This window comes from Pseudomonas gingeri, from assembly GCF_013386165.1.
Classification (GTDB): Bacteria; Pseudomonadota; Gammaproteobacteria; order Pseudomonadales; family Pseudomonadaceae; genus Aquipseudomonas; species Aquipseudomonas gingeri_C.
Genome location: NZ_JACAOS010000018.1, coordinates 136,339 through 151,062, shown reverse-complemented (window position 1 = coordinate 151,062; position 14,724 = coordinate 136,339). Strand labels below are relative to the sequence as shown.

Sequence of the window (14,724 nt, the reverse complement as noted above, 5' to 3'; positions counted from 1 at the left end):
GGGGTCATGGCAGGCGCTGTTACAGTTGCTCGAGCAGCCCCAGGAATTCGTCGTCGGACAGCCCGGAATCGGCAAAGTCCGAGGCGGTGGCGCGACCGGCGGCCGGCGCCAGGCAATGCTCGATCAGCGCACCCAGCCGCTGCTGGAACTGCCGCGCCAATTCGCCGACCAGCGCCACGTCATGCAGCGCCGGCGCATAGCGCCATTCGATGTGCAGGCGGCCGGCGATCACCAGCGCATTGACGTCCAGCAGGTGGCTGCGCCGGCCGTCGGCCGCGCGCATCCCCGGACACAAGGGTTGCTCCAGTTGCCACAGGCGTGAAGCACCCAGCCATTGATCGACACGCCCCAGGTAGTTGAACGAGAGCAACTGCGCGGCCCCCAGCCCGTTGGCGGGATCCTGGCGCAACAGGCCATAGCCGATGCCCTGTTCCGGCACCCGGCGCAAGGCCTCCTTGGCCGCGACGATGGACTGTTCGGTGTCGTCATGAACGCTGAGCAGCAGTGGGTAGCGACTGGTGTGCCAACCCACCGAGCGCGACAGGTCCGGCGCCTGTTCCCAGGCACTGCGACCGTGGCTTTCCAGTTCGATGGTGATGCGTTCGCGGCCCAGCCAACTGCCGAGGGTTTCGGCCAGGGCCGCGATCATCAGGTCCTGCACCTGCGTGCCATAGGCATCGTGGCAATCGCCAAGCAGTGCCTGGGTCAGCTCGGCAGAAAGCTGGCTGTCGAGGGTTCGACTGCTGCCATAGCGATTGTCGACGGCGGCCGGTGCGTGCTCGGCCGACAGTTGCTCCTGCCAGTAGCCGCGCTGCTCCTGCAGCGAAGCACTGCGGCTGTGGGCCTGAAGCGCCTCGCCCCATTGATGGAAGCTGGCGCTGACCGGCGTCAGCGCGGCCTTGTCGCCCAGATACAGGCTTTCCAGTTCCGGCAACAGAATCTGCCACGACACCGAATCAATGATCAGGTGGTGGGCAGTGCACAGCAGTTGCTGGCTGTGGCTGAAATACACCCAGCGGATCAGCGGCGCGCGGTCCAACTGCATGCCGGTCTGGTAATGTTCCAACAACGCATCGTCGACGGGCGCCTCGACCACCTCGAACAGCGTCGACAACCCACGCTCGTCCAGGGCCTGGTAACGCTGCTCCCAACCCTGCCCGTCGGCTCGCGGCGCAAACATCAGGCGCAGGCTCGCATGCCGTTGCAACAGGCTGCGCGCCGCTTCGGCAAAACGCGCCGCCTCCAGCGGTTGTTGCAGGGTCAGTAGCAGTGACTGGTTCCAGTGCGCGGGGGCCCCGATCTGATGGTCGACGTACCAGTTCTGGATCGGCGTCAGGGCAAAGGCCTCGGTGGGCAGCGAATAGCTCGGCGCCGGCGCACGCTTCAGGCTCAGATCTACGGCACGCGTGGCCCAACCACTGACGCTGGGAAATTCAAAGATCTGTTTCGGGGTCAGCTTCAGGCCTTGCTGTTTGGCCCGGGCAATAATCTGCAGGCTGAGGATCGAGTCGCCGCCCACGGCGAAAAAGTTGTCGTCCAGGCGCAGATCCGGCTTGCCGAGAATCTCGGCGGCGATGTCCAGCAAGCGCTGTTCAACACTATTGGTCGGCCCGGCAGATTCAGCCGTAGCCGATACGGCGGTCTGTGGCACGGTCTGTTCGGCAAGGGACACCAGGGCCCGACGATCGACCTTGCCATTGGCCAGCAACGGGAACACCTCCAGGCAAAACCAGCGGGCCGGCTGCATGTAGTCCGGCAAGCGCGCGGCCAGGCCTTGTTGAATGCCCGGCAGCGCGGCTTCGGCTGCCAACACAAACGCCACCAGGCGATTGCCCGAGGGGGCGACCGGAATGTTCAGCACCCGCGCATCGCCGACCGCTTCCAGACCGCGCAGTTGCTCGGCAATCTCGCCCGGTTCGACCCGATAACCACGGATCTTGACCTGTTCATCCAGGCGCCCGAGGAACAGCACTTGCCCCTGCGCATTCAGGCGTACCCGGTCGCCGGTACGGTAGCCATATTCGGTAAAACGTTGCAGATCGCTGGCGGGTGCCCGCAGATAACCCAGGGCGACCGTCGGTCCCTGGATGCACAGCTCGCCGATGACACCGACGGGCAGCACGGCACCGTTCGGCCCGCGCACGCTGATGCTGACATTGGGCAGTGGCCGTCCGAGGCTGATGGCCTCTTGCGGGATGATGTCCTGGGTCAGCACACCGACCGTGGTTTCACTCGGACCGTAGTGGTTGAGGATGCGCAGCCCCGGAGCCAGGGCCCGCACACGCGCCACCAGTTCCTCGCTCAACGCCTCGCCACCGACCACCAGGCACTGGCGCGGCAACAAGCGTTGCGGTTCGCTGGCAATCAGCAAGGCATTCAGGTGCGATGGCACGATCTTCAGCAGGTCCACCGGCTGCTGCCCCAGCGTCTGTGCCAGCGCTTCAGCATCAAAGGCCAGCTCTTCATCGAGCAAACGCAAACGGCGCCCGCTCAACAGTGCACCGAACAACGCCGTATGCCCCAGGTCGGTGGCACAGCTGGCAAGGCTGCTCAGGCTGGCATCGACGCCTAACTGCAAGCGCTGCAAACAACCGGCCACGTAATGGATCAGGTTGCCCTGGCTGACCTGCACCCCCTTGGGTTGGCCACTGGAGCCCGAGGTATAGACCACATACGCGGCCTGCCCTGCCGGCAGCGCCGTACGCAAGGTGCCTGCCGCCAAAGCCTGGCCCTGGCCGGGTTCGGGCAGTGCCAACCATTGCACCGAAGCCGGCAGCCACTGCGGACGCTGCCCCTGGGAGATCCACAGCCGTGGGCTGGCATCTTCACAGATACCCTGCAGGCGTGCGTCCGGCCAGTTCGGATCGAGGGCCATATAGGTGGCGCCCGACTGCCAGCTGGCAAGCATGTGCATCACCAATTCACGGCTGCGCGGCAGGCACAGCGCAACACGATCGGCAACACCGACCTGAAGCGCCTGCAGGCGTTCGCTACGCCCCAGCACGGCGGCCGCCAACTGGCGGTAACTCAAGGTGCCCTGCTGGTCTTCGATGGCCAGCGCATCCGGGCGCTGTGCACACTGCTGCACGAAGGCCTGCCAGGCGTTATCGACCGGCAGCGCCAGGCTTTCGCCCTGCACCTGCGAGCGCTGCCGGTCCGACAGCCAGGCCAACTCGTTGAAGGGCACATCCGGTTGCTCGATCGATGCCAGGACCAATGCGTTGAACTGGTCGCGATAGCCTTCGACCGTTTCACGTCGGTACAGCGCCTCGTTGTAGCGCCAACGCCCAAGAAAGCCCTGTTCGTCGTCGATCACCACCAGGTTCAGCTCATGGGCGGCGCCGCGCTGCTCCGAGAGCAGGCGCTGCACATCCTGCTCGAAAGGCGCGGTGCGCTCGCGGTTGAGGGTGAACATATGCTGGAACAAGGGCGCACGGCCCATCTGCCGCGGCAGGTCGAGTTGCTTGATCAAGCGCGAAAACGGGTATTTACGCTGCCTCAGCGCCTGCTTGAATTGCTGCGCCACCTGTTGCGCCCATTGCCCGCTGGACAACTCGGGGCGCAGGCGGCAACGAACCGGCAACGGGTTGACCAGATACCCCGGCAGACGCGAATGCGCTCGTTTCAGGCGCCAGCCACTGGGCGTGCCGAGAACAAAATCCTGCTGGCCACTGAGGACGCCGAGAAACTGCTGAAACAAGGCAAACCAGTACGCAAAGGGGGTCACGCCGAAACTTTGGGCCACCGCTCGCAAACGTTCGGCATCGGCACCGGGCAAGCGAAAGCTCATCTCACCGCCCTTGAACGCCTGGCTGCTGCCGTAAGGGAAGTCGGTCGGCAACTCCAGCGTCGGCACCTCGGCCAGCTCGGCCTGCCACCACGCCAATTGCGCGGGCTCACGCAGATCGGCCTGCAGTTGCAGTTCGCTGCACCAATGGTGATAGGCCTCGGGATCGACGTCGCCCAGGGGCTCGCCCTTGAGCAGCGCGAACAGCTCATCGGCGATGATGTAGAAGGTCTCCAGGTCAGAGGCAATGTGGTGAATGCCCAGGACCAGGACGGCGGCTTGACCGGGCACGCTCAGCAACACGGCGCGGCTGACCTCACCGCTTTCCAGGTCGAAGGGTTTGTCTGCCAGTTCGGCCACGCGCTGTTGCAGCGATGCCGCGTCGGCGGCCGGCAGATCATCGTGTTCCAGCGGACGGGGACGGGGCTGCCGATACCACTGCAGCGGTCGACCGTCACGCTCGGCGAAAGCGCTGCACAACTGTGGATGACGGGCCTGTACCGTCAGCCAGGCGCGCTCCAGGCGCGCGGAAAAGCCGGCGTCGAGCCATGCCTCATTGAGGCGTACCGCGTAGGCAATGTTGTAGGCGCAACTCTGCGGAGCCATACGGTGCAGAAAGAACAGTGCCTGCTCGTTGTCAGTCAGCGGCCGCGCGGTGAAATACTCGGGGTGCGCAATCAGCCACTGGACCACCTGCGGGCGCTGCGCGTCGAGTTGCTCAGCCAATTCCGCGCTCAACACCCCTTCAGGCGCGGCATCCATATGCAACTGCCCATCGCGGACCGAAAGACGAATTCCACGCAACCAGCAGCCCTGCATCAGACCTTCGAGCATTTCTATTCCTTGTTGGCTTGTCTGCAGAGGCAGGCGCAGTGCTGCCTCTGGTTTAGAAGAGTGACGCGCTATCGGTCATTGACCGACCGATGCAGGCTCGGCCATGGCGACCACAACTTTGCGAGTGCCCTGAAAGGTCGAGCGACCGTGGGCCACCAGCATGTTGTCGAGCATCAGGACATCCCCACCCTGCCAGGGGAAACTCACCTGATGACGCTGCAGCACACCGCGAATATGCTCCAGCGCCGATTCCTCGATGGGCGAACCGTCGCCGTAGAACACGTTTCTCGGCAGGCCCTCTTCGCCGACGATGGAAATCAGCGTTTCACGCAAGGCCGGCGCCAGGTTGGAGATATGGAACAGATGCGCCTGGTTGAACCACACCCACTCGCCGGAAACCGGGTGCTGTGCCACCGCCTGGCAGACTTGCCGGGTGCGCAGCTCATCCTCGTCCAGCCATTCGAAATCGATGTGGTTTTCGCGACAGAAGCGCTCGACCTGCGCGCGATCTTCGGTGCCGAACGCCTGCTCCCAGCTCAAGTCCAGGCCGTTGCCATAGTTGCGCACGTACATCAGGCGCTTGTTGGCAAAACGCTGGCGAATCGCCGGATCGATCTGTGTGTAGATCACCCGGCTGTCGGCGATCGGCGTTTCACCCCCCACTTCGGAAGCCTTGATGCAATGGAACCAGATTTTCATCGGCCAGTTGCGCGAGTACGACTGCTCGTTGTGCAGGGGGATGACCTGGTGTGCGGGGTATTCGGTGGAGGTGTAGACGCGACTGTGGAGTTTGGTGCGGGGCGTCGAAGCGTAGTCATAGGTCAGCAGATCGTGACCGAAGCTACGGGCAAAGGCTTCGAAATCCGCCTCGCCGTCAAACTGGAAACCCCGAAACAGCACACCCCCGGACATCGGCAGTTGCTGCTCCACGGTACGCTGGATGACGTCCAGTTGTTCACGCCAGGAGACACCACTGGCGTCGGCCTGAAGGACGTAAGGCAGAACCTCGGCTTGAGCGTTGAGACGGGCAACAGGCACTGCCAATTCAATATCCATTTGCAATCATCAACCCGTGTTGGCTGCTTTTCAGTGTGTGTACGCTAATACAAACACTACACAACAGCAATAGATAATGATTCACATTTAGTATTTATGACAAGTGCCTGATTTTTTTGTGATGGGTGCCATGAAAACCGCATGCAATCGGCGGCACGGCACCCATGAATGATGCGTACAAGGCTCTATTACTGGCCTTTCAAGACCGCCTCACGCTCGCCGATATGGGAAAACAGCAGGTAGGCGGACCCCAGGAGGCCCTGCAGGGTGTCGGCGTAACGACTGCGATTGAGGTAGAGGAACTGACGGTTTTTCACCGCAAACAGGTTCTGCCATTGCGGGGAACGGCGGAAGTCAGCGGTACTGGCTTCCGAATCCAGCAACTCTTCGTAGGTGTCGATAATGAAGTCGCTGTCGAAGTCACCGATGCGCTCCAGGCTATAAGGCACATTGGGTTTGCCTTCGCGATAAGCGGCGACTCGACCCAGGCCGAAATCGGCGATCACATCGTCCATGCCGCCCCGCCCGATCAACTGAAAGCTGTCGGGGTAAACCTCCAGCGTGGTCACGGTGATGCGCGCCGGGTCTTTCACCCGTTTCTTGAATTCACTGACCACCGACTGATACTCGGTGAGCATTTCGTTATAGCGTTGTTGCTTGCCCACCAGGTCGGCGAGCTCCTTGGCGTAGGCCTTGATATTGCCCTCGCGCACAGGCAACAGCACCACCGGGGCGATCTTGCTCAGCTTATCGCGGATGTCCGCGTGATAAGACAAACCGATAATCAGGTCAGGCTTCAGCGCGGCGATGGCTTCCAGGTCCGGCGATTGCTGGGAGCCGACATACTGGATCTTCGAGACATCGAAACGTGGTTGCGCGCCGCGAAACAGCACCGGCGACAGCAGTTTCTTGCGTCCGACCGAACCACAGGGCGTCACGCCCAGTTCCAGCAATTGCGTGGTCAGGCTGAGGTCGTGCAGCGACACAATGCAACGCGGCGCCACCGGCACTTCCGTGCGCCCAAAACTGTTTTCGAAGACCCGGGTTTCAGCGGCACTCGCCGACCCCATCCCGATCGACAAGACCACGCCAAGCAGCGCCCATAACCCGAACACACCGTTTCCCGCCCATTTCGCCACGCTTGATCTCCCGTCGAAAAAATAACCGTCAGCGATTGCGTTGACGGACCAGCAATATCATCAGGTAAGGCGCGCCGATCACCGCCACCACCAGCCCCGCCGGCAGTTGCAGGGGAGTGAACAGACCTCGCCCCAGCGTGTCGCCAAACAGCACCAGCAAGGCCCCGGACATCGCCGACAGCGGAATCAACGGCCCATGCCGCTCATTGCACAATTGCCGGGCCAGGTGCGGCGCGATCAGGCCGACAAAGGTCATGGTGCCGACGTTGGCCACCGCCGCGGCGGTGAGCATCACGCTGCACAGCAACAGACCGCCCATCAACGCACTGACGTTCAAGCCACGACTCATGGCCACGCTGTCGCCCAATTGCAGCAGGTCAAGCGGACGGTGGCAGAACAGCAGCGGCCCCCCCGCCAGCAACAGCCACAGGCTCATACTCCGGACATGACCCCAATCCGCGCGATGCAGGCTGCCACCCAGCCACATCAGCGCCGATTCGACCCGGTCGATGTTGCCGTAGGTGATCAGCAGGTCCGCCACGGCACTGAGCATGGCAGTGAGGCCGACACCGACCAGTATCAGGCGCAACGGTGAAATGCCCCGGCGCCAGGACAAGGCCATGACAAAAGCCGCCACCGACAGGCCTCCGATCAGTGCCGCCAGCGGGTATAACGACAACGGCAACAGTGAGGGCCAGAGCACCAGGATCAACAGCATGGTGACGCTGGCACCTGACTCGACTCCGACCAAACCGGGGGCCGCCAGCGGGTTGCGCGTCAACGATTGCAGCAGCAAGCCGGCCAGGGCCATGGCCGCCCCCGCCGTCATCGCCAGCAGGATGCGCGGCAAGCGCAACTCCCAGACCACATTGAGCACCGAATCCTCAACCTGCTCCGGCGCGATCAGCGCCTGCCAGACCTGGCCGAGGCCGAGGTGATAACTGCCCACGGTCAGTGAATACAGGGCCATGCCGATCAGGGCCAACAGCAGCAGCACGCCACTGCACAGATCCCGCGTTCGCCCCAGGCGCCAGGCGGAGGGCCGGCGCAAGGCGCCTACTGTGGTTTCGCTCACCGGATCCTCCGCAACACCAGCACCACGAAGATCGGCCCACCGAGCAGCGCCGTGACGATGCCGGTATTCAATTCATAGGGACGTACCATCACCCGCGCGGCGATGTCCGCGAGGATCAGCAGCAAGGCCCCCAGCAGCGGAGCGATCAGCAGCACCCGGCGGTAGTCATCGCCGACCAGCAAGCGCGTTGCATGGGGTACCACCAGCCCGACAAAACCAATCGGTCCCGCCAGCGCCACCGCGCAGCCGGACAACAACACCACCGACGCCAAGCCGCAGACACGCATGCGCAGCAGGCTCACGCCCATGCCGGCCGCAGCCTGCGCGCCCAGGCGGTGCGCATTCAAGGCACCGACATTGACCACACACAACAACAGCCCCACCAGCAGGTACGGCCAGACCCACTGCTGCATGTTGCCTCCGGTCACACCCAGCGAACCGGTCAGCCAACGGCGCAGGCTGTCCAGCCCTTGCTGATCGAGCAGCAACAGGATCGAGGTAATCGCACTGAACAACGCCGCCATCATTGCCCCGGACAAGGTCAGGCGCACCGGGTTGTGGCTGCGTCCGGCCAGCATCAGGACACCGAACGCGGCGGTCAGCGCGCCACAAAAGGCAAACAACGGAATCATCGACATGTCGTTGCCGGGCAGCACCAGCAGACCGAACACCACGAACAACGCGGCGCCGCTGTTGATGCCGAGAATGCCGGGGTCGGCCAGCGGGTTGTCACCCACCGCCTGCATCACGGTGCCGGCCAGCCCGAGGCTGATCCCCACCAGAATGGCCACCAGCAGACGCGGCAGGCGGGTGCCACGAATCACGCTGTGATCGGGATTGCCCGGCACATAGGCCACCAGGGCCTGCCAGACATCACGCCAGGGAATGTCCTTGGCACCGACGGCCAGATGAACCATCGAGGCCAGGGCAATGCACAGCAGCACGACCACCACCAGGGTCGGCGTATTACGCCTCACGACACAGCCTCGGCGCTGACCGCCCGCGGGCGCGTGGACTTCGGCACGCAGAGCAGATCGCCGGAATGCGGGTCGGTAATGATGTGCGCCTCCAGATCGAACACCTGCTTGAGATTGGCCGCCGTGAACACTTCACGCGGGTTCCCCTGGGCCAGCAGGTTGCCCTTGCACATCATCACCAGGTGGTCGGCGTAACGCGCCGCCTGATTCAGGTCGTGGAGCACGGCGACAATGGTCCGGCCCTGTTCGCGAAGGTCCACAAGCAGTTCGAGCAAGGCGATCTGATGGGCGATATCGAGGAAGGTGGTCGGCTCATCCAGCAGGATCACCGGAGTGTCCTGGGCCAACGTCATGGCGATCCAGCAGCGCTGCAGTTGGCCGCCGGACAGGGTCGAAAGGGAGCGGTCGAGCAAGCTGTGGATATCGGACAGGGCAATGGCCTGGTCAATGGCACGCTGATCCTGCTCCGACCACTGCCGCCACCAGCCTTGCCAGGGAAAGCGGCCCTGCATGACCAACTCACGCACCGTCATACCGGCGGGCGACGTGGTGCGCTGCGGCAACAAGGCCAACTGGCGCGCCAGGGCTCGACGCGAGTAATCGTCATGGGGTTTGCCGGCCAGCGAGACGCTGCCGGCGTCGGGCTTCTGCATCCGGGCCAGGACATTCAAAAGCGTGGTCTTGCCGCAACCATTGGCGCCGATCAGCGCGGTGAAGCGTCCAACAGGGATGTCAAGGCTGACATCATCCAGTACCTGCAAACCACCGAAGCGCAGACTCAAGTGTGACGCTTTTAACATGAACTCAATTCCATGATTCGTGTAGTGCGCGCTTGTCAGCAAGGGCACAAGGACGTCCCATCCGGCCTTCCCGACCCATGCCGGGCCCGCTTCAGGAACGTCGATTCTGTCACGAAGCCATGGTCAAGTGCATTCAAATGCTTACAAACAAAACAATACTAATGTAAATACTTATCATTTAGTACTAAAGTATGGCCCATCGACACCAAGCCATCAGCCTTCTGTCGACGCGGGAGCAAGCAGGAATACCCTTTGCCTCAGGCAAACAAAAACTATCAGGGACTTTTTTTCGATGTTCGACAGCAAACCACAACGGCTTTTGGCTAACCGCGCCAATACAATCAATCAAATGTTCGGCATGACCGCGCTGGCGCTGGCACTGGGGAGCGCCCTTGCCGGCAACGCTTACGCAGAAGACAGCGGCGAGAGTTCGGGGACAGCCCTGCAGCTGTCCCCACTGAATATCACCGGCAAAGCGGATGAGCTACCGACCGCCCATGTCGATGGCTACGTTGCCCTGCAGAACGGCAGCGCCACCAAGACCAACACACCGATTATCGAAACGCCGCAATCGATCTCCGTGGTCACCAGCGATGAGATGAAAGATCGCCTCTCCGACACCTTGGCCGATGCCTTGAGCTACACGCCGGGGATCACCAGCCAACCGTCGAGCTTCAACCGTACCTCCGACCGCTTCCGCATTCGTGGATTCAACGTCGAGTCCGCCACCGGTGGCTTGCTGCGCGACGGCATGCGCCTGCAGAACAACTCCTACGACGGTGTTCAGGAGCCCTACGGCCTGGAGCGGGTTGAAGTGATTCGCGGCGCGGCGTCGGTGCTGTACGGCCAATTGTCACCGGGCGGCATGATCAACGGTGTCAGCAAACGCCCGACCGATACACCGCTGCACGAGTTGAACCTGGAAGTCGGCAACAATGATCGCAAGCAGCTTTCCGCAGACTTCGGCGGCGCGCTGACCGACACCCTGAGCTATCGCCTGACCTTGCTCAATCGTGACAGCGAAACGCCAGTGGACTACATCAACGACGACAAGACCTATGTCGCCCCCGCACTGACCTGGCGCCCCAACGAAGACACCTCGCTGACAATCCTGTCGTTCTACCAGAAGAGCGACACCAGGTTCTCCGCGCCCCTGCCGTACCAGATGACCAAAGGCGTGGGCAACGGCCCGTTCTTCATCGGTCGCCACGATTTTGTCGGCGAACCGAACTACGACGACATGAGTGGCGAGATGTCGGCGCTGGGTTACGAGTTCGAACACCGCTTTGACGAACACACGAAAATCATCAACAAGCTGCGCTACTACGATGCCGACGTGAAATGGAACTACATGCAGATCCAGACCTCGGCAGCCGCACTGGCCGCTTCGGCCAACACCGGGATCCTGCGTCGCCAGTACAGTGATCGCCGCGAGCGCTCGCGCAGCTGGACCACCGATACCGGCATCGAGTCGAAGTGGAACCTGGGCGGCGCGGAACACACCTTCCTGGTCGGGTTTGACGGTTACGACACCTCGTATGACTCGCACAACTTCCGCGCCAACTCGGCCTCGTTGAACCTCAACACCTTCAACTACGGTCAACCGATCGTGGTCAACCACAACCCGTTGCTGGATCGTGGCTCGCAACTTGATACCCTGCAAAAAGGTATCTACCTGCAAGACCAGATCAAGTTCGACGATCACTGGATCCTGCTGCTGGGCGGCCGCCACGACTGGGCCGATCAGTCGCAGCAAGCCTTCGCCTCCGGTCTGCGATCCGGCCAGAAAAACGAGGCCACCACCTACCGGGCCGGCCTGGTGTACAAGGCCGACAATGGCCTGGCGCCGTATGTCAGCTACGCCGAGTCGTTCTTCCCGGTGGCCGTCGCCGAAATCACCACACCTGGACAAACCTACGCCCCAACCATGGGCAAGCAGTACGAAGTGGGGATCCGTTATCAACCCGAAGGCCGCAACCTGCTGCTGAGTGCGGCACTGTACGAGCTGACCCAGACCAACGCCTTGTCGGTCGACTTGCTCGGCAATGCCCGCCAAATCGGCGAACAACGCTCCCGCGGCCTGGAGCTCGAAGCCAAAGCCGACCTGACGCCTCAACTCAGCGCCATCGCCTCGTACGCCTACACCGATGCACGCATCACCAAGAGCGTGAACCCGGGCGAAATCAATCAGCGCATCGACGACACGCCGTATAACCAGGCGGCACTGTGGCTGAATTATGACTTCGCCCTGCTCAACATTCCGAAGCTGAAGGTCGGTGCCGGCGCCCGCTACCAGGGCACCACGCGCGCAACCGGGATCCCGACCGACCAGCCGGCCTACACCCTGTTCGACGCGATGGCCAGCTACCAGATCGACAAGAACTGGACAGTGAGCGTCAACGCCAACAACGTCACCAACAAGCAGTACGTCTACTGTGAGGCGGCGATCTGCCGTTATGGCGACGAGCGGGAACTGGTGACTGCGGTCAACTTCCGCTGGTAAGTCGCTGAACCATGCCTGGCCCGGGCAGGCTTTTCAGGCGTTTTGAAAGGACCTGCTGAGGATGGTCGGCATCAGAGAGTTCATGGATGAACTCGAACGCCACAGCCATGGAAAGATGAAGCTGCGGCTCATACCTGTAACGCGCACAAACAAAAACGCCGCTCATCACTGAGCGGCGTTTTTTGTTGAATGTGGAACGGGAAACGAGTCACGCTGCAAGCTTCTATCCCGTTGAAAACGGTCAAAATTTTTCGACCTCGAGCGGCTTCGACAGACATGATTCTGGGCTGGTTTTTCGAGGGGGGCAATCTTCGCCCCGCCTTCAAAATAATGATCAGTAACACTCAACCCCAGTCATTTATGCCTGTCCCTGATACAAGCATCTGGCTCTCTTCTTTTTCGCGGGGACTCCCGCCCTGCCCCCCCCAAAAAATCCACGCAGCCCACCTGAAATCTGCCCTGGATAAACGAACGCGCCATTACCTGGAGGGTTAACACATGAAAGACGAATATGATTTCAGTTCGGCCAAGCGCGGCCCAGTAGCCAGTAGCAAGGGCAAAACACGGATCACGATCATGCTTGATGACGACGTCATTGATGCTGCTCGCGAGCGCGCCGAAAGCGCTGGAACCGGCTATCAAACCATCATCAACAACCTCCTGCGCCAGGCCCTTGTTTCTCAGACAGCCCACACGCTGGTGCCTGTCTCTCAAAAGAGGTCCAGAGCACTCAGGCCCTATGCAAACGGCGTTACTCGGGCTGACGTCAAGGACCTTGAGAAACGCATGATCGCCATGGTTAAAGAGCTGCACAACATCGCGGAACCCACCAAACCCGAAAAACTCAAAGCATAGCGTTCACTTTCTCAAAGCCGGGATGCGCTCCTATAGGAGTGCCCGCTGACACCCTGATAACCTGAACCCGGCCAGCACTAAAATCCCACGCAAACAAAAACGCCGCTCATCACTGAGCGGCGTTTTTGTTGAATATGGAGCGGGAAACGAGACTCGAACTCGCGACCCCGACCTTGGCAAGGTCGTGCTCTACCAACTGAGCTATTCCCGCAAATGGCGTCCCCTAGGGGACTCGAACCCCTGTTACCGCCGTGAAAGGGCGGTGTCCTAGGCCACTAGACGAAGGGGACACGCTAACTGAAACACATGGTGTGTATTTCAGTGCCCAAATCCGCATCCGAAGATGTCGGTTCTGGTTTCACTCAGCCCCGCCCGAAAGCAGTGCTGTTTAAAAATGGAGCGGGAAACGAGACTCGAACTCGCGACCCCGACCTTGGCAAGGTCGTGCTCTACCAACTGAGCTATTCCCGCATTGGCGTCCCCTAGGGGACTCGAACCCCTGTTACCGCCGTGAAAGGGCGGTGTCCTAGGCCACTAGACGAAGGGGACACACTACAACTTCACTCCCTGCTGCGCTTCGCTGTGTGCTTTACGCTGCAAGTGGCGCGCATTCTATGGATGGATCGAAGGGTCGTCAACCCCCATGGATAAATTTATTTAAATCAATGACTTCGCCCCCCTTTATAGGGCTTTCCCGGGCATCCTCGCGTCCGCCCCTTGGCGCCTATATTCTGACGCCCGACAAGGCGTTATAGTTGACCCAGGGAAATAGTGGCTATGTGCTCCACCCCTGGGGCCATGCAGCGCGTCGATCAATGCTATCGGCGAAAACGCCAAGCCACTACACTCGTTCGCACTACACCTTGAAGAGGTCTTAACGGTGACACCATTCATGATCACCCTGCTGGTCGCAGCCGGGATCTTTCTCCTGATCGCCATCGGCTTCCTCAATCATATGGCAGAAAGCCGCAAGCTGGAGAAGGCCCGATCCAAGGTCGAACTCAATGACCGCATGCGTCGCTGTGGCGAAATCACCGAGACCTTCCCCGGCCAACTGATGAGCCCAGCCCTCAAGCTGCTGCTGACACGCCTGGAACTCAATGTGAACCAGCGCCTGTTGAACCTGGAAAAGACCAACAGCAAGGTCAAGGCCCGCATTGCCGAGCTCTCCGCGCAGGTCAGCCAGGGTGAATCGATTCCGGTCAACAACCCGCCCAGCCCGATCCAGACCGAAGCCAAGGCCAAGGATGTGCGTTTCCTCCTTGAAGCCCTGCACGGCCAGATCACCCGTGCCGCCCAGGACGGTTTCCTCCCCGCCGCCGAAGCCAAGCACTGGATTCGCGAAGTGCGCCATATCCTCGTGCTGCTGCACATCGAGTTCTTCAACAACCTCGGCCAGCATGCCCTGCAACAGGAACAACCGGGGCAGGCGCGCCTGGCCTTCGAGCGTGGTGTGCAATACCTGCGCAAGCAGCCAGAACCTGCGGTCTATAACGAACAGCTGATCTTCATGGAGAAGCTGCTGGCCCGCGCCAACTCCATGGTACTCACCAACATCAAGCCGACTGAAGAAGACGTCAACGAACTGACCCAGGGCCTGAAGGACGTCGAAGCCGACGCCGACTGGAAGAAGAAAGCCATCTACGACTGATGGAATCCCAGGCAAAAAAAACGGACAAGCCAGGCTTGTCCGTTTTT

At 61.3% G+C, this 14,724-nt stretch carries 9 protein-coding genes and 4 tRNA genes; 3 read left to right on the top strand and 10 right to left on the bottom strand.

What is annotated here, in order from left to right:
• Positions 1-19: 19 nt before the first annotated feature.
• The 6 genes from HX866_RS22405 to HX866_RS22380 form a co-directional block, all read right to left on the bottom strand.
• Complete coding sequence (locus HX866_RS22405) at positions 20-4,621, bottom strand: condensation domain-containing protein (protein ID WP_177140419.1); 4,602 nt, start codon at positions 4,619-4,621, stop codon at positions 20-22.
• A 75-nt stretch (positions 4,622-4,696) separates the two neighbouring features.
• Positions 4,697-5,677 carry a TauD/TfdA family dioxygenase gene (locus HX866_RS22400; RefSeq protein WP_177140418.1) on the bottom strand — a complete coding sequence of 327 codons (981 nt, stop codon included), beginning with the start codon at positions 5,675-5,677 and terminating at the stop codon, positions 4,697-4,699.
• Positions 5,678-5,865: 188 nt separating this feature from the next.
• A complete protein-coding gene (locus HX866_RS22395) occupies positions 5,866-6,816 on the bottom strand; it encodes an ABC transporter substrate-binding protein (protein WP_371316799.1) in 951 nt (316 codons plus the stop codon).
• A 28-nt stretch (positions 6,817-6,844) separates the two neighbouring features.
• Positions 6,845-7,891, bottom strand: coding sequence for a FecCD family ABC transporter permease (locus tag HX866_RS22390; protein WP_371319278.1), 1,047 nt, complete (start codon positions 7,889-7,891; stop codon positions 6,845-6,847).
• On the bottom strand, positions 7,888-8,868 hold the full coding sequence (locus tag HX866_RS22385; RefSeq protein WP_371316801.1) for a FecCD family ABC transporter permease: 981 nt from the start codon (positions 8,866-8,868) through the stop codon (positions 7,888-7,890). Before HX866_RS22385 ends, HX866_RS22390 begins: the two co-directional genes overlap by 4 nt.
• Positions 8,865-9,668 carry an ABC transporter ATP-binding protein gene (locus HX866_RS22380; protein ID WP_177140417.1) on the bottom strand — a complete coding sequence of 268 codons (804 nt, stop codon included), beginning with the start codon at positions 9,666-9,668 and terminating at the stop codon, positions 8,865-8,867. Before HX866_RS22380 ends, HX866_RS22385 begins: the two co-directional genes overlap by 4 nt.
• 292 nt (positions 9,669-9,960) lie before the next feature.
• Here HX866_RS22380 and HX866_RS22375 point away from each other — a divergent pair, with 292 nt between their 5' ends.
• Complete coding sequence (locus HX866_RS22375) at positions 9,961-12,171, top strand: TonB-dependent siderophore receptor (protein ID WP_177140416.1); 2,211 nt, start codon at positions 9,961-9,963, stop codon at positions 12,169-12,171.
• A 498-nt stretch (positions 12,172-12,669) separates the two neighbouring features.
• Complete coding sequence (locus HX866_RS22370) at positions 12,670-13,026, top strand: BrnA antitoxin family protein (RefSeq protein WP_177140415.1); 357 nt, start codon at positions 12,670-12,672, stop codon at positions 13,024-13,026.
• 135 nt (positions 13,027-13,161) lie between these two features.
• Here the strand turns inward: HX866_RS22370 and HX866_RS22365 are convergent.
• The 4 genes from HX866_RS22365 to HX866_RS22350 form a co-directional block, all read right to left on the bottom strand.
• Positions 13,162-13,237, bottom strand: a tRNA-Gly gene (locus tag HX866_RS22365).
• Positions 13,238-13,240: 3 nt separating this feature from the next.
• Positions 13,241-13,316 (bottom strand) — tRNA-Glu (locus HX866_RS22360).
• Positions 13,317-13,421: 105 nt separating this feature from the next.
• Positions 13,422-13,497, bottom strand: a tRNA-Gly gene (locus HX866_RS22355).
• Positions 13,498-13,499: 2 nt separating this feature from the next.
• Positions 13,500-13,575: transfer RNA gene (locus HX866_RS22350), tRNA-Glu, on the bottom strand.
• Positions 13,576-13,918: 343 nt separating this feature from the next.
• Here HX866_RS22350 and HX866_RS22345 point away from each other — a divergent pair.
• Positions 13,919-14,677 (top strand): hypothetical protein, encoded by a 759-nt coding sequence (locus tag HX866_RS22345; RefSeq protein WP_177094615.1) that lies wholly within the window; start codon positions 13,919-13,921, stop codon positions 14,675-14,677.
• Positions 14,678-14,724 lie beyond the last annotated feature (47 nt).